The organism is Photobacterium sp. DNB22_13_2, assembly GCF_052873915.1.
In genome coordinates this window covers 124,136-147,784 of record NZ_JBNNXU010000010.1, presented here as the reverse complement: position 1 = coordinate 147,784, position 23,649 = coordinate 124,136, and the positions used below count along the sequence as shown (strand labels likewise).

The following is a 23,649-nucleotide window of genomic DNA, read 5'->3' as shown; positions in this document are numbered from 1 at the left end:
ACGGATGATTGAACAACATCGTTTTCGCTTTATTCCCTTAGTGGCCATGCTAGGAATGTTGGCGGGGTGCGGCAGCCCAGACTCGGCTTCTTATCACGATACAGTTAGAGTAAACCAGCCTTGTGGGGAAAAGCCTAACTGCGTCAGTACCATCGATACCCGAGCAGCGCACAATTTGTCACCGTTCGAACTGAGCCGCAGAGGCCTTGAGCAATGGGAGCACATTGAGCAGTTAGCACAGTCTCTTCCGGGAGCTTCCCTCGCTAGCAAGACAGACGATTATTTCCGGGTGGAATGTACCAGCAAGATCTTCCGATTTGTTGATGATTTCGAAGTCAAAAAACAGGCCAACCAACTTGTCGTCCGATCCGAGTCCCGTACCGGGTATTCCGATTTTGGTGTTAATCGCGACCGTGCTGATAGCTTTCGGATGATGCTGGAGAAGGAAGGATACCTACTAAGTAACAAATAGCGTAGAATACAAGACAAACTTGCAAATGATTATCATTTGAATCTAAAATCAAACGATAGCTTGATGGAGGATCGCAATGAGCATTGCCAGTTATCTGTTGTTCGGTGTTTTAGGCTTGCTAACCATGTTATTGGTCCAGGGATTTGAAGCCAGTTTCCTCTTGCAGGGCCCTGCTGACTCTTCAGCCCTCACTGGTAGTTTAACGTCATGGCTACTCATCGACGGCATCTGGTTAGCCCTGATTGCTATGGGCCTGTACCATAAGTACAGCAAAAATTAAAAAAGCCATGCTACTCAGCATGGCTTTTATTTATCGAAGGCTAGGTACGCCTCTAGATATTCTTATCCTTACCTAACGACAATAGCATGATAGAAATCACAGCTACAGCCGCAAAGCCAGACAGGATAATAACAGGCATGGCCGCATAACCCAGTACATGCCAGAAGATAGATTCTAATGTACTCATTGTTTCTCCTTATCCGAAGCTTACTGCCAACCTTCAATGTCTTTCATATCAGGCAGTTTATGGGCAATACCCTTGTGACAATCTACACAGGTCTTATCACCTGATGCTAGGGCCGTTGAGTGCTGTTTCGCACTTCGACTGCCCTGCTCGGAGAAGTCCATGTATTCGAATTCGTGACAGTTACGGCACTCCTGCGAATCATTTTCTTTCATCCTGTGCCATTCCCGATTAGCAAGGTGCCCCCGCCGCTCCTCGAACTTCTCTTGAGTGTCAATGGTACCGATTGCATGGGCCACCAGCTCTTTCGATGCCTGTACCTTACGAACGATTTTATCTGTCCAGTTATGTGGTACGTGACAGTCTGAACAGATTGCGCGCACACCCGAACGGTTTGAAAAGTGAACCGTTTCACGGATCTCTTTCACGATCGGTGCGTGGCAGCCAGCACAGAACTCTTCAGTATTAGTCGCTTCCATACCGGTATTGAACGCACCCCAGAACAGCAAGCCGCCCATAAAGCCCATAAAAAGAACCAGACCCACTGCGACCTTACTTGGTGAGGAAAACCTACGCCAAAAGGTTTTTAACATTTTCATTGATAGCCTCTCTTTAAACTGGCTAATTAACGCAGTGCGTCGACACGCTCAAAATCATTCTCAACCAACGGCTTAGCATCCGCTTGTGGCACATGGCACTGAAGACAGAAATAGCGAGCAGGTGATACATCGGACAGTACCTGTCCTTCACGCGGTGACTGGTAGTGCGTTACGCTGATCTTGGTTGCGCCCATTTCATTGGCATTTTTCCAGCTATGACAAGCCAGACATTTGTTCGCATTTTTTGATACTTCGTAGTTACGGATCGTGTGTGGTACCAACGGCGGCTGGTACACGTAATCGCTATCGATCGTACCTTGGTCACGAGGATAACGTTTCATTGGATCCGCAGCACGAGTGGCTTCCAGCTCGCTGGCACCACGCAGCGACTCAACGCCACCGATGCCACCTGGATTTTGCAGCTCTTCTGCACTATGTACAGCACCGGCCAGCATCATGCCCACAGCCATAACTGCTAGAACTAATCGTTTCATTGTATTCTCCGCCTACAGGCTAAATCAGGTCAAGGTAGGGCTGTCCGGCATGTAGCCAGACAACCAACCTATTCAATTTGCAGCTATTTATACTTTGGTGATCTTAATTGGACACTTTTTGAAATCCGTCTGCTTTGACAACGGATCGGTAGCATCCAGAATCAGCTTGTTCACCAAAATACGCGCATCAAAGAATGGGACGAAAACCAAGCCAACAGGTGGGCGGTTACGACCACGTGTTTCTACACGACAACGTACTTCACCACGGCGAGAAGCAAGCAGAACTTCATCCCCACGACGTAAACCACGCGCCTGAGCATCATCAGGGTGGATATAACACACCGCATCAGGAACCGCTTTATATAGTTCAGGAACACGACGTGTCATGGTGCCTGTATGCCAGTGCTCAAGTACACGGCCAGTACATAACCACATATCGTATTCTTTATCAGGCATTTCTGGTGCAGGCTCAAACGGAGCAAAAATAATGTCCGCTTTGCCGTCTGGCTTACCATAAAAACGGAAACCTTCACCTTTAGGTACATATGGGTCATGACCTTCAGAGAAACGCCACTGGGTTTCTTTGCCGTCAACAACCGGCCAGCGTAAGCCTCGTACTTTGTGGTAAGTATCGTAAGGAGCTAAATCGTGCGCCTTACCACGGCCAAATGCGGCATACTCTTCAAAAAGGCCTTTCTGAACGTAAAAACCTTGCGCTTGTGCATCATCGTTCAAAGGCTGAGTTTCAGACAGTGGGAACTTATCAACCTGGCCATTCTTGAACAGCACATCGTACATCGTTTTGCCACGGTACTGCGGTGCTTTCGCGAGCAGCTCTTCACCCCAAACTTCTTCAACGGTGAAGCGCTTGGAGAACTCCATGATCTGCCATAAGTCAGATTTTGCCTCACCTTGGCTTTCTACCTGCTGGTACCACACCTGGGTACGGCGCTCAGCGTTGCCGTAAGCACCTTCTTTCTCAACCCACATTGCGGTTGGCAAAATAAGGTCTGCAGCCTGTGCCGTTGCGGTTGGGTAAGGGTCTGAACATACAATGAAGTTTTCAGGGTTACGATAGCCCGGTAAACGTTCTTCGTTAATATTCGGGCCAGCTTGCATGTTGTTATTACACATTACCCAGTAAGCATTCAGCTTACCGTCTTTCAACATGCGATCTTGAAGTACGGCGTGGTAGCCTGGTTTTGGTGGAATTGTGCCTTCCGGCAATTTCCAGATTTTCTCAGCAACTGCACGGTGCTTAGGATTAGCAACCACCATGTCAGCAGGAAGACGGTGAGCAAACGTACCCACTTCACGCGCGGTACCGCACGCTGATGGCTGGCCCGTTAGCGAGAATGGGCTGTTACCTGGCTGAGAGATCTTACCGGTTAGCAAATGAATGTTATACACAAGGCTGTTCATCCACACACCACGGGTGTGTTGGTTCATACCCATGGTCCACAGTGACATCACTTTGGTTTTTGGATCGGCGTATTGTTTCGCCAACTCAATCAGCTTCTCTTGTGAAACACCTGACATCTCAGAGGCTTTCTCTACCGTGTATTCAGCAACAGAGGCTTTATACTCGTCGAATGTCATCGCATGCATCGCACCCGAGTTAGCATGTTTCGCTTTCTGCTGCAGCGGATGTTCATCACGCAGGCCATAGCCGATATCGGTTTCAGCACGCTTGAAGTTGGTGTGCTTGTTCACAAACTCCCAGTTAACCGCATCATTCTGGATGATGTAGTTGGCGATAAAGTTTGCAATCGCAAGGTCAGTTTGTGGTTCGAAAATCATACCGTTATCAGCCAACTCAAACGAGCGGTGGTAATAGGTAGACATCACATTCACTTTAACATGCGGATTGCTTAAGCGACGGTCAGTAATACGCGTCCATAGCACTGGGTGCATTTCAGCCATATTTGAGCCCCAAAGCACGAATGAATCCGCATTTTCGAAGTCATCGTAACAACCCATCGGCTCATCGATACCAAAAGTACGCATGAAGCCAACTACCGCAGACGCCATACAGTGGCGTGCATTCGGGTCAATATTGTTAGATCGGAAACCCGCCTTCATCATTTTTGATGCTGCGTAGCCTTCCATTACGGTCCACTGACCAGAACCAAACATACCAACACCAGAAGGGCCTTGCTTCTTCAGTGCTTCTTTCCATTTCTCAGCCATCACATCGAATGCTTGATCCCAAGATACTGGCTGAAAATCGCCGTCTTTAGCGTATTTACCATTCTGCATACGCAGCATTGGCGTTTGTAGACGATCCTTGCCGTACATGATCTTCGACAGGAAGTAGCCTTTGATACAGTTCAAGCCCTTGTTGACTGGTGCTTCAGGATCACCCTGAGTTGCCACAACGCGACCATTCTGCGTACCGACAAGTACTGAACAACCCGTACCACAAAAACGACAAGGCGCTTTATCCCACTTAATTTTGGTTTCGTCAGAACTAACGATTAAGTTAGTTGCTGATGCTGGCAACGAGATCCCCGCCACAGCTGCTGCCGATGCAGCGGCGTTTGCTTTCACAAACGCGCGTCTTGTCATTTTCATGAATCTTCCTCAGATTGCGAGTCGAACTGTTCGATTTGGTGATACACTAAAAACGTGGTTAAAACGTGTTCTAGATTATTTATTTTATCTATTGTGTCAGTAACATAGCCCTGATTTTCCGTTTCCAGAACCACGATAATCTTCCCTTCTTCACTGTCGCCGTATATTTCTGCATTCGGCATTGCTTCGATCTGCTCTTTAACAGAGGTCAGATACTCCGGCTTTACATGAACAACCAAGCTGGAAATGTGTACTTCTTGTAATGCCATCGCTAATTCTCTTCGTTATTGTGACTCACCATGGTGATCGCCGATGCCGGGCATACCGACACACACGCGCCACATCCTGTGCAGATTGACGTATCCAGTTCGGGCCGGGCGACACTGCCCACTTGCAGCCTGAACCGGATAGCCATTACCTCACACGCATCGCCGCAGCTTCGGCACTCAATTTTCTGGTGGGCAAGGCAACCCTCATTAACTTGCGCCACCAAAGGCCATGGCTGCTCTGATTTCGGCTGGAATAAGGGCTCGGGACAAGCCTCGGCACAGCGGTAACAGAATGTGCATTCACCACGCTGAAAGTCGACAGCAGGAAACCCACCGTCGCCTTTGGCAATAATCTGTGTTTCACACGCGTTGATACACTTGTTGCACCGGGTACAGGTATCGGTGAACGTCTCTTCATCCACCACCCAGGGCATTCGCTGCAGGTCAGGCTTGCGACGCCGTGTCATTAACCGACGACGGGAGCGATCAAACATTGACTCAGTCCTTCGTAAAATATTATTAATAAAAATAGTGATTACGGGCAGCAGCTTGGCTATAAAAGCAAGGTGTACCAATAAACAGCTTGCATGATTTACAACAAATAATCACAAGCTGTCATTTTTTTACACGACAAGTGTAAATCCCGTAATAAATGCTTAAATACCTAGTAAGGGCTAATTAGGGGCTAAATTTGTCTTGGATCAATAAATTCAAATGCGCACCCTCTCAATATAAAAAAGCAAAGTTTTCTTTGGGGTGGCTAACATTTATTCCAACAGCATTGAAAATCACCACTCCGTCCATTAAACATAGACCAGAAATCAAAAGAAAAACGCGTTCTATTTATCTTTAAGATAACGATTTAAAAGGAAAATTTGTGAAAAATAGGCCTCTAAAGCCCGTCACCACTACGATTGCCAGGGCCATGCTAGCAATCTTGCTTCTTTCTGTGGTCACAACCAGTTTTGCCCTGCTGACCTTAGCGTCTAGCTTAAATGATGCTGAGGCGGTGAATGTCTCCGGTTCATTGAGGATGCAAAGCTATCGGTTGGCCTATGATATCCAGACCCAGTCTCCCAAACTGAACGTACATTTAGATATGTTCGAGCAATCTCTGTTCTCACCGTCGATGGCAGCACTGGATCACTGGACAGTACCGACCAATATCAAGATGCATTACTACAATTTGATTGGACGATGGGAAGATTTACACCCCTTACTGCATGATGGAAATGAAAGGCTATTTCTCAGCGAAGTTGTTAACTTTGTCGACCGAATAGACCAATTTGTCTACGAGTTACAAGAATTTTCGATCATCAAATTGCAGGTTCTTTCGGTCGTTGGTGGGCTTGGGCTAAGTTTGATCTTGATAGCAGCCTTGTTCACTATCCATTTTACCCAACGCAAGATCGTAACCCCACTCAATCAAATGGTTACAGCCAGCGAGCAGATACAGGAAGGAAAGTTTGACCTCACCCTTGATGTCAAAAGTGATAATGAACTGGGGATCTTAGCCGGCACCTTCACCACCATGGCGGCAGAACTCGGCAAGCTCTACCGAAATCTCGAGATGAAGGTCGATGAAAAAACCCGGCGGCTGCGACAAGCCAATGACTCGTTGCAGGTCCTATATGACTGCTCTCAGGAGTTATCCCGAAGCCGCCTCAGCACCAAAAACTTTGCGGTAATGCTCGATACCCTGCTTGATATTGAAGGGCTAACCGCCGCCAAGCTGATCATCGAAGAAAGCAGTGGCAACAACACCGAAATCATCGCAGGCAAGCCGTGTGGCAATAACTGGCATTACCATGATCTCGAGCTAGACGGAAAAGTACTCGGTCAATTATGGTGGCAAGACGCCCTGCCTTGTCCTGATAAAAACTTGATAGAGAACCTATCCCGAACTTTAGCCCGGGGGATCTACTATAACCGAGCACAGAAGCAATCTGAGCAGTTATTATTGATGGAAGAGCGTGCTACGATTGCACGTGAGCTACATGACTCTTTGGCACAATCACTGTCTTACCTTAAAATCCAAGTAACCCTACTCAAAAGGCAACTTGGACAAGGTGATCAGCAGCAGACCATGGCAATCATCAGTGATATTGATCAAGGCCTTTCAGGAGCTTATACCCAGCTTCGAGAACTACTAAGTACCTTCCGCCTCACAATCAAAGAAGCTAATTTTGGTGAAGCACTTATCGAAATGCTAAAACCATTAGAGGAGCAGAGTAATGCTTTGCTGATCATTGATAACCAACTTTCATCATTGAGCTTGGATGCCCATCACCAGGTACACCTGCTGCAATTGATCAGAGAGGCCGTACTTAATGCAATAAAACATGCACAAGCTGATGAAATCATCGTCACCTGCCAACAGGAGTCGGACACAGTAACGATCAATATCAGCGATGATGGAATAGGCTTTGACCCGGCCAATGAAAAACTCAATCATTATGGCCTAGCAATTATGACCGAACGGGCTTCACGCCTTTACGGTACACTAGAAATCAATACAACCAAGGGGACTGGTTGCGAAGTCACCCTTCAATTTCAGCCTGAACCCCAAGGATAATAATATGACGTGTTGGAAAATTATGATTGTTGACGATCACCCCTTGATGCGCAGGGGGATCAGCCAACTTCTCAGCTTTGAAAACGACTTCGAAATGGTTGGTGAAGCGAGCAACGGTGCAGATGCGGTGTTACTTGCTCAAGAAAAAGAACCCGATCTGATCCTGCTTGACCTGAATATGAAGGGCATGTCCGGTCTCGATACCCTCAATGCCATGCGCGCCGAAGCGATCCAAGCTCGCATTGTCGTGCTGACGGTGTCTGACAGCCGCTCAGATGTTAAAGCACTGATCAATGCCGGTGCCGACGGCTACCTTCTTAAAGATACCGAACCCGATCAACTTATTGCTTTACTGAAACAAGCAATGTGTGGTGGCCAAGCCTTCAGTGATTTAGTACGCGAATATCTGGCTGACAACACCGAGCAAGACTCCCTGCTTGATACCCTGACTGATCGGGAAATGCAGATCCTAAAAGAGGTGGCAAAGGGATATCGCAACAAACAAATAGCCGATAACCTATTCATCTCAGAGGCAACCGTTAAGGTACACATGAAGAGTTTGCTAAAAAAACTCCAAGTGAAATCAAGAACAGCCGCCACGGTGCTTTATCTGGAATCACAGGGACAATAATGGGCAAAGCGGGACCACTGGCAATATTACTATCAGGGCTGGTATTGGCTGGTTGTAGTACAACGCCACTGTTGGATACGGCCCATGACATCGTACTGACTTGGGATACCAATGATGTACACAACACCTGTGAAAGACGGGGAACGCTTATTGGCTCCCAAGGCAGTTGGTACAACTATTGGCTCATCAGCGATAGGGATCTGACGCAAGGGGCACTGAACCAACTGCGTAACCAAGCCCACACTTTGGGTGCCAACCAGGTCTCGTTATACAGCCCACCGGACTTCTCGAGTTCAGTAACTTTGATTGGTAACGCTTATTATTGTGAAGGCGCTAAATAATAAAAAAACCGCACGAATGCGGTTTTTTTATTAACACGATACTGAAGAGATAATATCCCTTTCTTTCGATTCAACCCAGCTAACATCAAACGGCCCCCAATCACTGAGCTGATAGTAGCCATCGTTATGGCGCTTGCCATCTTGGACAAAAGCCAATTCAATGCCAAACCCTGGTAAGGCTTTAAGTACATCCTGAATGGTACGACGTGGCCAACCGGTAATTTCAATCAGCTTAGGAACATTGGGACGATCTAGCTGCTCAACAAGCAAAGCAAGATAAAGACGACGGGCAAAAACCGGATTCAATTCCATTGAGACCTCCATAATTTGAGGTTTTCATTATTCCGACTTCTGCCCAAAGGGTGTTGAGTTTGATCAATATGAGGGAGGATTTCCCTGTTTTGGTCGTTTTTTTCGGTGATCCAGGTCGCAATATTCAAGACCTTGTCATTCCGGAAACAAAAAATACATTTTTAAACAACAACTTGAAATATCACACAAAAATACAAATCTCTCTAGGTTTGATTGCAACCAACATTGCCCCCTCACCTCTGTGACCAATAAGATGTTGAATTAAAGACTATAACCGGCTGTCACCATATGGGCCGAAGAACCCATTATCCTTTACCTGATAACCAATACCCACATTGACTGCTAGACCCCACGAGTCTTCCAGTTTCAAATCGCAGGACTGGACACTCTCCTCAGTCGAGTTGAAATATTCATTGAATATGTCTACCGGTGCTTATTTACTCATGTTTCACCTTGTCATCTATACTTTGGCAATCTTCTATACATCCACCTCGAAGGTATCGACCACAGAGGTATCCAGCGAAAAGGAGCCACTATGATCCCAGCCTTCTGGTGTATTATCGTCATGATACTGATTAACTATTTGCTGGCGGGTATTGGTGGGTGGTTGACGGTTCGCCAGACCGGTAAGCTCGATATCAATCAGCCGCGCCTCCAAGACCGCGAACTCACCGGAGCGGCTTCCAGAGTAAAAGCAGCCCAGGCTAATGGCTGGGAGATCCTGTCCGTCTTCTCAAGCTGTGTGCTTATTGCCCACCTCTCAGGCGTGCCAGCCCATGAATCGGCCCTGCCCGCCTACTTATTTATCATCAGCCGGGTGCTCTATTTCATTTGCTATGCTTTCAAACTTAGCCCATGGCGAACTATAGTCTTTGTACTTGGGATCTTGGCCAATATGTGGCTGATAAAACTGGCTATCAGCTACGGCGGTTGAAGCCATTGCACCCCCCGCCTATTCCCGCTATAAAGAGAGACCAAGTTCACAAAACAAGTCAGCCAGAATAACTATGAGTACAATTGCTTACGGCATCAAAAATTGCGATACCATCAAGAAAATGAAGAAGTGGCTTGAAGCCGAAAATATCGAATATACCTTCCATGACTACCGTGTCGACGGCCTAGACCGTGGCATGCTCGAGCAGTTTGAATCAGAATTAGGCTGGGAAGCTATGGTCAACAAGCGCGGTACCACTTACCGCCAGCTAAGTGACGAGCAAAAAGCCAGCCTGAACCAGCAAAGCGCGATTGAGTTAATGCTGGAATATCCAGCCATGATCAAGCGCCCGCTGTTGGTTCACAACAACGGCTACCACTTGGGCTTCAAGCCTGCCCAATACCAAGAAGTTTTCCAAACAAATTAAGGAAGGATACAAGGATGTCAGATAGCCCGGTTCTCGCCCTGGCGAAAGACTTTATCAGCCGCCAGTCAGTGACCCCTGAAGATGCTGGTTGCCAAGACGTCATGATTGAGCGTCTGGAAAAACTCGGTTTTAACATCGAAACCATGGTGTTCGAAGATACCACCAACCTTTGGGCCCGCCGCGGCACTGAAGCACCGCTGTTTGTTTTTGCTGGCCATACCGATGTCGTGCCTGCGGGTAACCCCGATAAATGGCATACCGCGCCTTTCGAGCCAACCATTATTGATGGTTATCTCCACGGCCGAGGCGCTGCGGATATGAAAGGCTCACTGGCGTGCATTATTGTGGCCATCGAGCGCTTCTTGGCAGAAAACCCAGATCACAAAGGCTCTATCGCCCTGTTGATCACTTCAGATGAAGAAGGTCCTTTCATCAACGGAACAACCCGTGTCATCGATACGCTGGAAGCCCGTAATGAAAAAATCGACATGTGTATTGTTGGTGAGCCATCGAGCACCCACGCTGTGGGTGACGTGGTCAAAAACGGCCGCCGTGGTTCAATCACTGGTGATGTGAATATCAAGGGTACCCAAGGCCACGTTGCCTACCCTCACCTTGCCGATAATCCGGTTCACCGTGCAATGCCGGCACTGGCCGAGTTGGCCGCGACAACGTGGGACAATGGCAATGCCTACTTCCCACCAACCAGCTTCCAGATCGCTAACCTATCTGCTGGTACTGGCGCATCAAACGTGATCCCGGGCGAGTTCCATGTTCAATTCAACTTCCGGTTCAGTACCGAGTTGACAGTTGATGATATCAAACGCAAAGTCCACTCTGTACTTGATGCCCACGGCCTTGATTACGATCTCGCCTGGACCTTCAGCGGCCATCCATTCCTGACTGACGAAGGTACCCTGCTTGACGCTGTGGTCGAGGCGATTGAAGAGGTGAACCATAAAAAACCAGAGCTATTGACCACTGGCGGTACCTCTGACGGCCGCTTCATTGCCCGTACCGGAGCACAGGTTATCGAGCTAGGCCCAGTCAACGCCACCATCCACAAAGTGAATGAATGTGTGAAGGTGGCCGATCTGGAGAAACTCACCGACATGTACCAGAAAGTGATGGAAAAAGCCCTTTAATGGTTAACCACCCAAGCAAAGCCCGGCAACATACCGCCGGGCAACTTACCGGACAAGATACCAGCCATCTGGTCTCATTAAACCCAACTGGCGGGCACCCTTATGTCCACCAGCAAATGCTCCCGGCCTTTCAAGCGCTAAAAGAGGCAGCCAACCAAAACGGCTTTGACCTTCGGCTCGCTAGTGCCTTCCGCCCTTTTGAGCGCCAGTTGCTGATTTGGAATAACAAGTTTTCAGGCCAGAGACCGCTGCTCGATAGCAACAGCCAACCGCTTGATCCAAGCAGCCTCAGCGAGCTTGAGAAGATCCACGCGATTATGCGTTGGTCAGCCCTGCCAGGCGCTAGTCGTCACCATTGGGGCACCGATATCGATGTGTACGCGGCAAACTACTTACCCAATGATACACAGCTACAACTCGAGCCTTGGGAGTACGAAGAAGGTGGTCACCAAGCAGCCTTTAGCCAATGGCTAGCAGCCAATATGGCCGACTTTGGTTTCTATCCTCCCTATGCCGACGATCGCGGTGGCGTTGCGTGTGAGCCTTGGCATATCAGCTACTTCCCGGTTAGCAAATATTTACTTTTACAGCTCACGCCAGATCTGCTCAAGCGCACACTTAGCCAATCAGAGCTTGCAGGAAAGTCGCACATACTGGAAAACCTTGATAGTCTCTATAGTAAGTACATAGAGAATATCTGTGAGGTGTAAATGGAATGGCTACTCAACCCGTGGGTTATCAGCATCATTGTCGTCAGCGTGGTGGTCGGTAACATTGCGGCGCTGAAATACACCGCTAACATGAAATTTGGCTACAAGGACAAAGTCAAATACATGTACGATAAGAGTCGGCGCGAGCAAGAACTCGACGAGCTAATAGAAAAACAAACCGCCAACGATAAAAACCAAGACTTAAAAAACCTCAAAAATCACATATAAAAAAACGAGAGCATCACGCTCTCGTTTTTTGTTATAGCTCTTACAAACCGACATTCAATACCTTTCTTGCTGTGCCCTTAGCAAACAATTTATCTGCTAACATCGAGCTCGCCGCTCACGCTACGAGTACTCGCTGATTAATGAACACTACTTTCTTTCAAGTACGAAAACGGGAGCCAAAAGCTCCCGCTAAGAATGCTGATTGTTTTCTCTATGTCAGTTGCTGTGAGAACAAAGAACAAGCGCGGAGTTTACGATAGTAAATGAGCACTTGCGATAAAGTTATAGGCAAACTGACAACGAAATCATTGTTACGAACGAGGGAGGTAGTCAGCGATCCCCACCCACTTATAGCTTGTTAATTCTTCCAGCCCCATCGGACCACGGGCATGCAGCTTCTGGGTCGACACGGCAACTTCCGCGCCCAGGCCAAACTGCGCACCATCAGTGAAGCGGGTCGATGCATTGACGTAGACCGCTGCAGAGCCTGCCGCATTAACAAAGCGCTCAGCCGCTACCAGATCATTGGTCATGATGGCGTCGGAATGGCTGGCGTTGTGTTTGCGCATGTGGGCGATGGCTTCTTCCACATCCTTTACGATTTTGATCCCCAATGTGAAGCTTAACCATTCGGTGTCGTAGTCACCGTCGGTGACACGGCGTAGGCTGGCCGCTTTGCCTTCAAGTAGCTCGTAGGCATTCTCGTCAGCAACTAGGTCAACATTGCTCGCATTCAAGCGCTCAGTTAGACGAGGCAAAAAAGCTTCAGCGACTTTCTCATGAACCAATAGGGTATCAAGGGCATTACAGGCCGACGGACGCTGTACCTTGGCATTCTCCACTACATCTAGTGTACGCGAGAGATCAGCTGAGGCATCAACGTAGACATGGCTGATACCGAAACCGCCAATGATCACTGGGATAGTGCTGTTTTCCTTACACATCTTGTGCAGGCCTGCACCACCGCGCGGGATGATCATATCGACATACTGATCCATCTTAAGTAGTTGGGATACCAATTCACGGTCTGGTTTTTCAATGTACTGCACCGAAGCCGTTGGTAGACCTGTTTTCTCAAGGGCAGCCTGGATCACTTTAACGAGTTCCATATTGGAGTGGAACGTCTCGCGGCCACCACGAAGGATACTGGCGTTACCCGTTTTCAGGCACAAAGCAGCGATATCGATAGTCACATTCGGTCGAGCTTCATAAATCACGCCAACCACACCTAGCGGTACGCGACGGCGGCTCAGGCGCATGCCGTTTTCCAGCACTTTGCTGTCTAGTTCCGAACCCACAGGATCATTGAGGCTGATCACGTTGCGGACATCATTAGCAATACCTGCCAAACGCTCGGCATTGAGTAACAGGCGATCAACTAGCGCATCAGTCATACCGGCTTCTTTCGCAGCGGCAATATCTTTGGCGTTGGCCGACAAAATCACGTCTTGGTTTGCTTCTAGCTCATCGGCAATCACAGCCAATGCGTGGTTTTTCTGCTTTGTTGCTGCCGTTGCTAGCTCAAAGGCCGCCTGTTGCGCCGCTTGGCCCATCAGTTCAAGATTCATGTTCTTTTCCCTTACGTTTCAATACGAGTTAGATGACTACCAAGTCGTCACGGTGTACAGCAACAGGGCCATATTCATAACCCAACACCTGATAAATATCTTGACTATGCTTACCGGCAATTTTCGCCAGATCGTCGCTAGAGTAACGGCTGATCCCGCGGGCAAGCAGTTCGCCTTGGGTATTGAAAATCCGAGCCACTTCTCCACGCTCGAACTCACCTTTCACCTCGGTGATCCCTTTCGACAGCAGGCTACTTCCGCGCTGCTGCACAGCAACCGCTGCACCTTGGTCGATCACGATATCTCCAGCAGGTGGAGGACCGGCCAAAATCCAACGTTTACGGCTTTCCAGCGGTGACTCCAGTGGCAAGAAGCGCGTACCGACAGACGTGCCTTGTGCTAAATCTGCCACCACACCTGGACGGCTACCGGCAGCGATAATCACTTCAATCCCCGCACGACGTGCAACATCAGCCGCTTGCAACTTGGTTGCCATGCCGCCGGTACCCAGACCACCGACACTACCACCTGCGATCTTACGCAATGTTTCATCAATGGTATGAACTTCACGGATCAGCTCTGCATCCGGATTATTGCGCGGGTCGGCAGTAAAGAGGCCCGGCTGATCGGTAAGCAACAATAACTTATCGGCGCCAGCCAAGATACCGACCAATGCCGAGAGATTATCGTTATCACCCACCTTGATCTCTGTGGTCGCAACGGCATCATTCTCGTTCACAACCGGGATAATACCGTTATCCAGCAAGGCAACAATCATATCGCGGGCATTAAGGTACCGTTCACGATCATCAAGATCCGCACGGGTTAGCAGCATCTGCCCTACGTGCAGGCCATAGATACCGAACAGGCTTTCCCACTCTTGGATCAAGCGGCTCTGACCAACAGCTGCCAATAATTGCTTGCTAGCCATGGTTTTGGGCAGTTCGGGGTATCCTAAATGTTCTCGGCCAGCGGCAATTGCGCCTGACGTCACGATAATGACCTTGTGGCCCAGACGGCGCAACTGTGCGCACTGACGAACCAGTTCAACCATATGGGCACGATCCAGCTTTAACGTACCACCGGTCAATACGCTGGTACCCAGCTTGACGACGATAGTCTGTGAACTGTGCCTAGCCTCTTGGTTTTGAGACCCGTTTTTCGAGCCTGCGGTTACCAAGTCCTTGTTTTGTACATTTAGGATATTTGTCTCTGCCATGGGGATAAAACAAAAAGAATAAGTTGAATGATGTTGTATCAATACCCTTTATAAATCACAAGAAAAATGCGCCATGTAGGCGCATTTTTCTTCATTTAAGGTCAGGCTGGATAATTAGGCGACGCTACCTAACTCTGGCTCTTTCAGTACTTTTGAAGGCGATAAGATCAGTTCGAAGTCTTTTTGCAATAAACCTTCCAATTTTGGATAAAAATCTTCTAACGTTTGCTGTACCGCTTTCTCATGTTTGGCCGGGACCGGATCCTTCACCCATTCACCAGCACCATCGTAACGACCGAAGCCGTAGTGATATTCAAATCCCTCATCATTAGCTTCAATGATGAACCACCAGCCCCAGAATTCACGCTCATCAGGTGCCTTTTTTGCACTGACACAACTGGATAGGCAGTCAAAGAAAAAATGCCCTTCAGAAGACAGAGGCTGACGTAAATATGGTCCCAAGGCCGTCAGCTTCGTCATCAAACGCCCATGGGGCGGGAAAGTCTTTTCGGTCGTCATAATCATCTCCATCCCTAGCAATAATTTACCTATTCCATTTAAGCCATAAACCGCTCACTTGGCAACAATTTATTTACAAAACAGACATATTGATAAAGACTTCTTGATTATGGTACATGTTAGGCGAGCTTTTCCTTCAGCCAGTCGACGACCGTGGTCATCGCACGGTGATAACCATCGTGCAGCGGCTTCTCCGGTAACGTGATCGCCTTGCCGCCGCGACTCGACATCGCTATTAGCTGATTATCGAACTCAGAACACACCGGATCGCCCTTGAGGCCAATACCCAACATCGGGACATCAATTTTGCGGCGCCCCAATAAACCCTGGTGCTTGAGTGACCATGCAGGCAGATGGGAAACCAAACTGGATTTCGACACGCCATGTTTCCCCAACCGAGACGCAAGCATGTCGAGATACATCCTTGGCATTGCATCCAACCGCTTGGCATCAGCCAATCCACTGTGGATGATCCCGCCAACACTGACACAGGTTTTTAAACGAGTAGGCTCAAGGAACCCCAAACGAATAGCGGCATTGCCACCAAAACGCAGCCCCAACATAGCTACACGGGTATGATCGACCCAGGGCACATCCATGACTTGCTGCAACAGAGCTTGGTGTAAACGGCTGGTATCCTCGGTCAACGACCAATGGCTACTGTGACCGACCGAAGGCATATCCAGAGTGATCATCGCAAAACCAGCAGGCCCGAAGTACTTTTGATACAAACGCAATAGGTCTGACTGCAGGGTATCCAAACCACCACTGACGATCACTGTTGGTAATAGCTTGTCAGTACGAGGCAGGTGAATAAAGGCCTGGAAGGTCTTGTTCTCGTATTTGACATCAATGGTCCGCATTTGGTGTGGCATGTTTTCCATTGCATCGCGGTAAGCCTGATTGGCTTGCAGCTCTGCTTGTGCAGACAGAGCATCCCCTTTCAGGTGCGGGTAGGCACCGATACTGTAATACATACTGGCCGTGATTAACTGCTCTGCCGCCTTTTCCTTCTCGCCTTGTTCTAGCAAAGCACGTGCAGCCTTGTGGTACATCCCACCCGACTGGCACCATTCATACACCCAGTTGCCCGGTTTATAGCCTATCACGGTATCAAGCAGGTCATCGCGGGTACGCGGCGCTTCGGACTTGGCCATCCTGGAAAGGATCGCTTCGAGTTCTATCGGGTCTATCCCCTGCCAGATCCACTGCGGGCGGCGCATCACTCGGTACCAGCCTGCTTCACTGTCCCCATCAAGGGCATTGTGGATAGGGGTATCGGCAACATTGGCCAACTTCACCAAGCTCGAGGTTTCTTTAGAGGTTTGCCTCGGGGCAAAGAGCTTTTCGGAAAGATTGGTATTGGACGATTCAGACACGTTCAGCTCCATATTGATACGCACAAGCCGAACTAAACAAAATCAAACAAATTGGGTAGCCTCAGCATAGTCGCTAGAGTCCAATATCTGCTCAGTTATCTGCATGTGCTTATAGTGTTTATATTTTTAAAGTATACCACCCAACAGATACTTACAGTATGAGCCGATAAACAAATCCCACCAGTTGCAGATCCTGTACACAGCAATATAAAGAGTCAGCTATGCTTTTACTTACCTATCAGTACTTCATACGGTGGTAAGTATGCGATACGTCCTTTGCCTTTGTGCTTCGCTTTTTTTCTCTTCATCAGTACTCGCTTTTGGAAGTGGCGGCTCCTTGGGGGGCAACCCCGGCGAGGGTTCTGGCGGCATTAATGCCAAAACCCCTTTATGCCTGGATATATCAGGTGAACGAATCCCCGATAGCTTCCAAACTAAATACCAACGCCAATGTACAATCACCGGTAATACCATGGTTGACCTCATCAACTACAACAACTATTACCGCAACAAACCCAATGGCGAGTCCCTATCGGATATCAGAGCTAAAGCCAGCTAACCCGATTTTTCATGGCATCGCTTTTCAATAGCGTTTTTCAGGCATAAAAAAAGGAGCCATAGGCTCCTTTTTTACTTACTCAAGTTTACTCACTCAAGCGATATTATTTTTTTGCGATTGGATCTACGTAAGTCACGGCCATGTCCCATGGCTGCTCGATCCAAGTTTCCTGCGGGATGTCTACCACGTAGTCATCAACCAGGTGTTGGCCTGCAGGCTTAGCACATACAGTCACAAATTTTGCTTTCGGGTACATTTTACGGATCATTTCCGCGGTACCGCCGGTGTCCACCAGATCATCGATAACGATGAAGCCTTCACCATCACCTTCAGCTTGCTTCAGTACCGTCATCTCACGTTGGTGATCGTGGTCGTAGCTTGAGATACATACTGTATCAACATAACGAATACCAAGTTCACGTGCCAAGATTGCAGATGGAACCAAACCACCACGGCTAACGGCAATGATACCTTTCCACTGATCTGCAGGAAGTAGTTTCTCTGCTAGCTGACGGGTATACATTTGCATGTTGTCCCAAGTGATGATGAACTTATTACTCATATCCGATGAACCTCTGAGTCAGCAAAAAACTGCTGTATGTATTTATTTACTGTTATAGAAAAATAATTTTAGCAACAAATAGGGCTGCGATAACCCAAACACTAATATTTACATCACGACCTTTGCCACTCATCGTTTTGACGGCAGCGTAGGTGATAAAGCCAAGGCCAATACCTTCCGCGATGGAGTATGTTAACGGCATCAGTAGGCAAACTACAACTACTGGTGCTGCTTCTGTTAAGTCACGCCAGTCAACGCTAACCAATCCGGACATCATCAGGATGGCAACGTAGAACAACGCACCTGCTGTCGCATAGGCAGGAACCATACCTGCTAGCGGTGCAAAGAACAATGCCAACAGGAACAAAACGCCAACCGTCACCGCAGTCAGACCGGTACGACCGCCCACGGCCACACCCGACACACTTTCAACGTAAGACGTGGTATTTGATGTACCCAATACCGCACCAACAGATGTTGCTGTACTGTCGGCCAATAGCGCGCGGTTAAGACGCGGTAGCTTGCCATCTTTATCAATCAGATCCGCTTTCGTCGCGACACCGACCAAGGTGCCCGCTGTGTCGAATAGGTCAACAAATAGGAACGCAAAGACTACTGAAATCAAGCCCACTTCCAATGCACCAGAGAAATCCATCTGCATAAAGGTCGGAGCAATGCTTGGTGGTGCTGACATGATACCGGCATAAGTCACTTCACCCACCAGCACGCTGATTGCCGTTACGACCAAAATCGCAATTAACACAGCCGCTTTATAGCCACGGTGCACCAGCGCAATCGTTAGGAAGAAGCCCAATGAAGCCATTGCCGCTGGGAAGCTGGTGAAATCACCCACCTGTACAAGGGTTGCTGGGTTATCAACTACGATGCCAGAACTTTGCAAGGCGATAAAAGCCAAGAACAAACCAATACCCGCCGAAATCCCGATCCGCAGGGCATGAGGGATCGAGTTGATGATCCACTCACGTACCCGTAAAACGCTCAATGCTATAAAACACAAACCCGACAGGAACACTGCAGCCAATGCAACTTGCCAAGTATGGCCCATACCTAACACAACACCGTAAGTGAAGAAGGCATTTAGCCCCATCCCCGGTGCCTGTGCAACCGGATAGTTAGCCACAAACCCCATGATAAAACAGCCGACAACGGCTGCCAGACAAGTCGCGACAAAGACAGCGCCTTGATCCATACCCGTCGCCGACAGCATAGATGGGTTTACAAAAATGATGTAAGCCATCGTCAAGAAGGTAGTCAGACCCGCTAGCAGCTCAGTACGGACATCTGTACCGTGCTCTTTGAGTTTAAAAATTTTCTCAAGCATTGCTCTCGATTCCTTGGAGATATTAAGCAATTGGTTTTTGGGATGTACCGAACCCGTATCCCGGATTCCACACATCATGAACATTTAAAAAATAGTAAACGATTGCGTCCCTATTTTGGGTGGCGATTATATGCTCGATTATTATCAATTTCCAGTAAATAACGTATTTATCATCAATGAATACGGGCAACCGAATAAAAAACCAACCACAAAAAAGCGACGCAAAATAAATTCAATTAAAAACAAAGGTTTATTTAATTAACAGCATGATTACATTTCATTCGATTACTATTTTATACCTATGCGCAATCGTTAATATGAAGCAAAAGAGGTCTTCATTTAACAGCTAACATCAAATGTAATCGATAACACTCAAAAGGTATGAAATAAGGTGAAATAAAGCACGTATGAGTATGATAGGGGAATAGTGATGGGTGAATCAAAGAGATAAAAAAAACGCCACTTCAACTAGAAGTGGCGTCAAGAATGTAACTACAAACCGAAGAGCGGTTTTAGGAGATTCTTAAACAAAGGGGGGTGAACAAAAAATGGACCACGTAGATCTGCCCGGCCATATAAAACCGGACAAACCGTAGAATTAGTAGCCGAACGAGCTTGGGTACTTAAAGTTACCAGTGTATACAGCGCGGTTGTTCCAAAATTTATTTACAGATTCAAATACTTTCATTTTTATCACCTTAACTATTAAGCAATGAGTACACACATTTGGTGTGTTTGACCATCTTGGCCTGACTTCAACTCGGTTCCATGGAGGCGATATCTCGGGCTCATCCTAGAGCAAAATTTTGTGTCGTTCGTCTTCGTTCAGAAGATGGAACAACTATAGCCTTGCCGTAATAAACTTACAAGCATTTTCTTTAACTTCATCACACTTTTGCCAATACTGAGTGTTCGATCAACAATTTCTGTAATTAAATTACATCGCATGAGTTCACGTTTTCACCCTTTCGCGACCAAAGTGTAACGCCAGCCCTATTGAACACCAACATAGATACAACATACTTTACTCAAGCGAACACATATCGATAGCAGCGGGTGAGGGACAAGATGGCGGCATTTTCATATCTACGGAGAATCTCTATTGGCAAACGGCTCTATCTATTGAGCTTTATCGTGACAGCGTTGACCCTATTGCCACTGGTGGTGTTTATTGCCAACTACCAAACCAACATCATGGAACAAAAAAGGATCAAGACCCGCCACCTCGTAGAAAGTACCCATAGCCTACTCGCCTATTTCCATTCTCTAGAGCAGCAAGGCACGCTCACTCAAGCACAAGCCAAACAGCTGGCGATTGAAGCTCTAGCCACTTTACGTTACGAGCATAAGGATTATTTCTGGATCAACGATATGACCCCAACAATGGTGATGCATCCTTTCAAGCCTTCACTCAACGGTCAACGTCTGGACAGTTTTAAAGATCCTAATGGCACAGCCCTGTTTGTCGAGATGGCCGACACCGTCCGCCAGCAAGGCGAAGGCTTTGTCGATTACCACTGGGAAAAACCCGGCTTCAGTACCCCGGTAGAGAAGATATCGTTTGTGAAAGGCTTTGCACCATGGGGGTGGATTGTCGGCTCGGGGATCTATGTCGATGATGTCAGTGCACTATTTTATAGTGAAGTCCGGCAATTCAGCCTCTTCCTGTTTAGTGCATGGCTTTAAGTACGTTGCTCGCTTGGCGCATCACCCGCTCGATAACCATCCAGTGCCACGAAACGGCTCAGGCAATGCATGATATAGCAGAAGGTGACGGTGACTTAACCCAACGTTTACCCAGTCAGGGCGATGATGAACTCAGCCAGCTGGCTCGCTCCTATAACACCTTCTCAAATCATTTGTCCGGTATGCTACGTGACATAGCCCCGGTAAGTGATCAGATCAGTGCCGCTGCCAGCCAGCTCAACAGTGTTGCTACCCAGACCACAAGCAGTGCCAACCAGGCTTACCGTGGTATAGACAGCGTTGCCACTGCGATGAACCAGCTCCATGTTAATAATCAAGATGTCGCCCAGTCAGCTCAGCAAGCAGCCGACGCGGCTGATCAAGCACAGCAATACAGCAACAACAGTATTGCCGTTGTGTCCAACTCCGCCAAAGAGATGCACGCATTGTTGACCTTACTAGACGAGGCCAACCACAGTGCGCACGCATTAGAACGAGACTCACAAACTATCGGCTCGGTATTGGATGTGATCCGTGGCATTGCCGAACAGACCAACCTGCTGGCCCTCAACGCTGCTATAGAAGCAGCCCGGGCCGGGGAGCAAGGCCGTGGTTTTGCCGTGGTCGCCGATGAGGTTCGCACCCTCGCTACAAGAACCCAGTCAAGTACCAATGAAATTGAAACCATCATTGCCAGTCTGCAAAACAAAGCCAACAGTGTCAGCGGAGCCTTGGTTAAAACCCGTGAGCAATCCTCCAGCACCGCCGAGCATTCTGGTGAGGTTGCCCAAACCCTGAGCGCCATCGGCAAGCAGATCACCACAATACTAGCGCTCAACCAGCATATTGCCGAAGCCAGTGACCAGCAGTCACAAGCCGCTGAGGAGATCAACCAGAGCCTGCATCAGCTAACCGAACACAGCCACCAAACGGTTGAACATGGTGACCACATTGCCGCCGCCAGTGCCCAGTTGTTGACCAACGGACAAAGCTTGGAAAGCCATATCGGCCACTTTAAGATTTAGCTGTTACCGTTTCAGGCACAGTGGTATCCTTGAGGTTAACCGCAATAGTTAATTGTTCTGAATAACTTTGCAATATAGTTAATTTTTCACCAATTTATCGCCAATAACTAAAAGTTTATAAAGGAGACTGCTGTGTCTGAGATCAGTCAACTGTCACCACAGCCTGTGTGGCAATTCTTCGATCAAATCTGCTCAATCCCACACCCATCTAAGCATGAAGAAGCCCTAGCCCAGCACATCATCCAATTTGCTGAAGCTCAAGGCCTTGCTGTGCGTCGCGATACGGTGGGTAATGTCTTCATCAAAAAGCCGGCGACACCGGGCATGGAAGACCGCAAGGGTGTTGTTCTTCAAGCTCACATTGATATGGTGCCGCAAAAGAATGAAGATACCGACCATGATTTCCTGACTGATGCTATCCAGCCATACATTGATGGTGAGTGGGTGACGGCCAAGGGCACAACTTTGGGTGCCGATAACGGTATGGGTATGGCGGCTTGTCTTGCTGTACTGGCAGCTAAAGATATCGAGCACGGCCCGCTAGAAGTTCTGCTGACCATTGATGAAGAAGCCGGCATGACAGGTGCCTTTGGTCTTGAAGAAGGCTGGCTGGAAGGCGATATCCTGCTAAACACTGATTCAGAGCAAGAAGGCGAAGTCTACATGGGCTGTGCCGGCGGTGTTGACGGCTCCCTTGTTGTTGAGATCCAGCGCGATGAAACGCCTGCTGATTACCAAGCTATAAAGCTAATTGTTAAAGGCCTTAAAGGCGGTCACTCAGGCTGTGATATTCACACTGGCCGTGGTAATGCCAACAAGATCCTTGGCCGCTTCCTGTTTGGTCACGCCGAAGAGCTAGGCTTGCGCCTAACCTCTCTTACTGGTGGCAGCCTACGTAATGCTATCCCACGTGAAGCAAGCGCTGTTGTTGCCCTACCAGCAGAAAATGTCGATAAGCTGAACGAGTTGTTCGCCTACTACCAAGAGCTGCTAGTAGCTGAACTTGGCCGTGTCGAAACGGGCATCAACCTATTTACCGAAACAACTGAATTTCCTGCTGATGTGCTTGCAACCGCAGACCAACAGCGTTTCATCAACATGCTGAACGCCTGCCCTAACGGTGTGATCCGCATGAGCGATGCTATCCAAGGTGTAGTTGAAACGTCACTGAACGTCGGTGTGATCACGACTGAAGCTGATAAAATCACGGTGCTTTGCCTGATCCGCTCACTAATCGACTCTGGCCGTAGCAATGTCGAAGGCATGCTAAAAGCTGTCGCTTCTCTTGCGGGCGCAAGCTGTGAGTTCTCTGGCACTTACCCTGGTTGGAAGCCAGATGCGGATTCTGAAGTTATGCATCTGTTCCGTGAAACGTACGAAAGCATCTACGGCCGCGTACCTAACATCATGGTGATCCACGCCGGTCTTGAGTGTGGTCTGTTCAAGAAGCCATACCCGAACATGGATATGATTTCTTTCGGTCCAACGATCAAGTTCCCGCACTCGCCGGACGAGAAAGTTCAGATCGACACCGTTGCCCTATTCTGGGAACAAATGGTAGCGATCCTGAAGAATATCCCGGTTAAGGGCTAACCCTCCGCACGGAAATAACAAA

28 protein-coding genes are annotated in these 23,649 nt (G+C 48.3%); 14 read left to right on the top strand and 14 right to left on the bottom strand.

Annotated elements, in window-relative coordinates:
• The first annotated feature begins 46 nt into the window (after positions 1–46).
• A complete protein-coding gene (locus tag ACVA58_RS15880) occupies positions 47–472 on the top strand; it encodes a DUF1499 domain-containing protein (RefSeq protein WP_446511425.1) in 426 nt (141 codons plus the stop codon).
• A 76-nt stretch (positions 473–548) separates the two neighbouring features.
• A complete protein-coding gene (locus ACVA58_RS15875; RefSeq protein WP_446511383.1) occupies positions 549–752 on the top strand; it encodes a hypothetical protein in 204 nt (67 codons plus the stop codon).
• 52 nt (positions 753–804) lie between these two features.
• Here ACVA58_RS15875 and ACVA58_RS15870 read toward each other — a convergent pair whose 3' ends face one another.
• The 6 genes from ACVA58_RS15870 to napF form a co-directional block, all read right to left on the bottom strand.
• Positions 805–939, bottom strand: coding sequence for a TIGR02808 family protein (locus ACVA58_RS15870; protein WP_446511382.1), 135 nt, complete (start codon positions 937–939; stop codon positions 805–807).
• A 20-nt stretch (positions 940–959) separates the two neighbouring features.
• Positions 960–1,535 (bottom strand): NapC/NirT family cytochrome c, encoded by a 576-nt coding sequence (locus ACVA58_RS15865; protein ID WP_446511381.1) that lies wholly within the window; start codon positions 1,533–1,535, stop codon positions 960–962.
• Positions 1,536–1,561: 26 nt separating this feature from the next.
• Entirely contained in the window at positions 1,562–2,029 is a 468-nt protein-coding gene (locus tag ACVA58_RS15860) for a nitrate reductase cytochrome c-type subunit (protein WP_446511380.1), read from the bottom strand.
• Between the two features lie 87 nt (positions 2,030–2,116).
• Entirely contained in the window at positions 2,117–4,603 is a 2,487-nt protein-coding gene (gene napA, locus ACVA58_RS15855; protein WP_446511379.1) for a periplasmic nitrate reductase subunit alpha, read from the bottom strand.
• A complete protein-coding gene (locus tag ACVA58_RS15850) occupies positions 4,600–4,872 on the bottom strand; it encodes a chaperone NapD (protein ID WP_446511378.1) in 273 nt (90 codons plus the stop codon). The genes napA and ACVA58_RS15850 overlap by 4 nt, the downstream gene beginning before the upstream one ends.
• 2 nt (positions 4,873–4,874) lie before the next feature.
• The gene (gene napF, locus ACVA58_RS15845; RefSeq protein WP_446511377.1) at positions 4,875–5,366 is read right to left on the bottom strand and encodes a ferredoxin-type protein NapF; all 492 of its coding nucleotides are present in this window, start codon (positions 5,364–5,366) and stop codon (positions 4,875–4,877) included.
• A 383-nt stretch (positions 5,367–5,749) separates the two neighbouring features.
• On the opposite strand from napF, the gene narQ reads away from it, so the two are divergent.
• The 3 genes from narQ to ACVA58_RS15830 are packed head-to-tail and all read left to right on the top strand — an operon-like array spanning position 5,750 to position 8,419.
• Positions 5,750–7,447 carry a nitrate/nitrite two-component system sensor histidine kinase NarQ gene (narQ, locus tag ACVA58_RS15840; protein WP_446511376.1) on the top strand — a complete coding sequence of 566 codons (1,698 nt, stop codon included), beginning with the start codon at positions 5,750–5,752 and terminating at the stop codon, positions 7,445–7,447.
• A gap of 4 nt (positions 7,448–7,451) precedes the next feature.
• The gene (locus tag ACVA58_RS15835; RefSeq protein WP_446511375.1) at positions 7,452–8,078 is read left to right on the top strand and encodes a response regulator; all 627 of its coding nucleotides are present in this window, start codon (positions 7,452–7,454) and stop codon (positions 8,076–8,078) included.
• Positions 8,078–8,419, top strand: coding sequence for a DUF4156 domain-containing protein (locus ACVA58_RS15830; protein WP_446511374.1), 342 nt, complete (start codon positions 8,078–8,080; stop codon positions 8,417–8,419). Before ACVA58_RS15835 ends, ACVA58_RS15830 begins: the two co-directional genes overlap by 1 nt.
• A 30-nt stretch (positions 8,420–8,449) precedes the next feature.
• Here ACVA58_RS15830 and ACVA58_RS15825 read toward each other — a convergent pair whose 3' ends face one another.
• Together ACVA58_RS15825 and ACVA58_RS15820 are read right to left on the bottom strand one after the other, a co-directional pair.
• Entirely contained in the window at positions 8,450–8,731 is a 282-nt protein-coding gene (locus ACVA58_RS15825) for a winged helix-turn-helix domain-containing protein (RefSeq protein ID WP_107350603.1), read from the bottom strand.
• A 268-nt stretch (positions 8,732–8,999) separates the two neighbouring features.
• Entirely contained in the window at positions 9,000–9,152 is a 153-nt protein-coding gene (locus ACVA58_RS15820) for an OmpW family outer membrane protein (RefSeq protein WP_446511424.1), read from the bottom strand.
• A 114-nt stretch (positions 9,153–9,266) separates the two neighbouring features.
• Between ACVA58_RS15820 and ACVA58_RS15815 the strand changes: the two genes are divergently transcribed.
• The 5 genes from ACVA58_RS15815 to ACVA58_RS15795 all read left to right on the top strand — a co-directional run bounded on the left by ACVA58_RS15815 (position 9,267) and on the right by ACVA58_RS15795 (position 12,175).
• Positions 9,267–9,665 carry an MAPEG family protein gene (locus ACVA58_RS15815; RefSeq protein WP_446511373.1) on the top strand — a complete coding sequence of 133 codons (399 nt, stop codon included), beginning with the start codon at positions 9,267–9,269 and terminating at the stop codon, positions 9,663–9,665.
• A 73-nt stretch (positions 9,666–9,738) separates the two neighbouring features.
• On the top strand, positions 9,739–10,092 hold the full coding sequence (locus tag ACVA58_RS15810) for an ArsC family reductase (RefSeq protein WP_446511372.1): 354 nt from the start codon (positions 9,739–9,741) through the stop codon (positions 10,090–10,092).
• 14 nt (positions 10,093–10,106) lie between these two features.
• Complete coding sequence (gene dapE / locus ACVA58_RS15805; RefSeq protein ID WP_446511371.1) at positions 10,107–11,237, top strand: succinyl-diaminopimelate desuccinylase; 1,131 nt, start codon at positions 10,107–10,109, stop codon at positions 11,235–11,237.
• Entirely contained in the window at positions 11,237–11,947 is a 711-nt protein-coding gene (locus ACVA58_RS15800; protein WP_446511370.1) for a M15 family metallopeptidase, read from the top strand. The genes dapE and ACVA58_RS15800 overlap by 1 nt, the downstream gene beginning before the upstream one ends.
• A complete protein-coding gene (locus tag ACVA58_RS15795) occupies positions 11,948–12,175 on the top strand; it encodes a DUF2897 family protein (RefSeq protein ID WP_255040709.1) in 228 nt (75 codons plus the stop codon). It begins immediately after the preceding gene.
• 311 nt (positions 12,176–12,486) lie between these two features.
• Here ACVA58_RS15795 and ACVA58_RS15790 read toward each other — a convergent pair whose 3' ends face one another.
• From ACVA58_RS15790 to frsA, 4 genes are all read right to left on the bottom strand, one after another.
• Entirely contained in the window at positions 12,487–13,743 is a 1,257-nt protein-coding gene (locus ACVA58_RS15790; protein ID WP_446511369.1) for a glutamate-5-semialdehyde dehydrogenase, read from the bottom strand.
• Positions 13,744–13,771: 28 nt separating this feature from the next.
• Positions 13,772–14,962 (bottom strand): glutamate 5-kinase, encoded by a 1,191-nt coding sequence (gene proB, locus ACVA58_RS15785; protein WP_446511368.1) that lies wholly within the window; start codon positions 14,960–14,962, stop codon positions 13,772–13,774.
• Between the two features lie 114 nt (positions 14,963–15,076).
• Positions 15,077–15,481 carry a sigma factor-binding protein Crl gene (gene crl, locus ACVA58_RS15780; protein ID WP_446511367.1) on the bottom strand — a complete coding sequence of 135 codons (405 nt, stop codon included), beginning with the start codon at positions 15,479–15,481 and terminating at the stop codon, positions 15,077–15,079.
• Positions 15,482–15,600: 119 nt separating this feature from the next.
• On the bottom strand, positions 15,601–16,860 hold the full coding sequence (gene frsA, locus ACVA58_RS15775; protein WP_446511366.1) for an esterase FrsA: 1,260 nt from the start codon (positions 16,858–16,860) through the stop codon (positions 15,601–15,603).
• 262 nt (positions 16,861–17,122) lie between these two features.
• On the opposite strand from frsA, the gene ACVA58_RS15770 reads away from it, so the two are divergent.
• On the top strand, positions 17,123–17,419 hold the full coding sequence (locus ACVA58_RS15770; RefSeq protein WP_446511365.1) for a hypothetical protein: 297 nt from the start codon (positions 17,123–17,125) through the stop codon (positions 17,417–17,419).
• A gap of 103 nt (positions 17,420–17,522) precedes the next feature.
• On the opposite strand, the gene gpt is transcribed toward ACVA58_RS15770, so the two are convergent.
• Complete coding sequence (gene gpt / locus ACVA58_RS15765; RefSeq protein ID WP_255040703.1) at positions 17,523–17,981, bottom strand: xanthine phosphoribosyltransferase; 459 nt, start codon at positions 17,979–17,981, stop codon at positions 17,523–17,525.
• Positions 17,982–18,033: 52 nt separating this feature from the next.
• The gene (locus ACVA58_RS15760) at positions 18,034–19,323 is read right to left on the bottom strand and encodes an NCS2 family permease (protein WP_446511364.1); all 1,290 of its coding nucleotides are present in this window, start codon (positions 19,321–19,323) and stop codon (positions 18,034–18,036) included.
• Between the two features lie 1,068 nt (positions 19,324–20,391).
• Here ACVA58_RS15760 and ACVA58_RS15755 point away from each other — a divergent pair.
• The 3 genes from ACVA58_RS15755 (at position 20,392) to ACVA58_RS15745 (ending at position 23,627) form a co-directional block, all read left to right on the top strand.
• Positions 20,392–21,009, top strand: coding sequence for a cache domain-containing protein (locus tag ACVA58_RS15755; protein ID WP_446511363.1), 618 nt, complete (start codon positions 20,392–20,394; stop codon positions 21,007–21,009).
• Complete coding sequence (locus ACVA58_RS15750; RefSeq protein WP_446511362.1) at positions 21,000–22,034, top strand: methyl-accepting chemotaxis protein; 1,035 nt, start codon at positions 21,000–21,002, stop codon at positions 22,032–22,034. The genes ACVA58_RS15755 and ACVA58_RS15750 overlap by 10 nt, the downstream gene beginning before the upstream one ends.
• 132 nt (positions 22,035–22,166) lie before the next feature.
• Entirely contained in the window at positions 22,167–23,627 is a 1,461-nt protein-coding gene (locus tag ACVA58_RS15745) for an aminoacyl-histidine dipeptidase (protein ID WP_446511361.1), read from the top strand.
• Positions 23,628–23,649 lie beyond the last annotated feature (22 nt).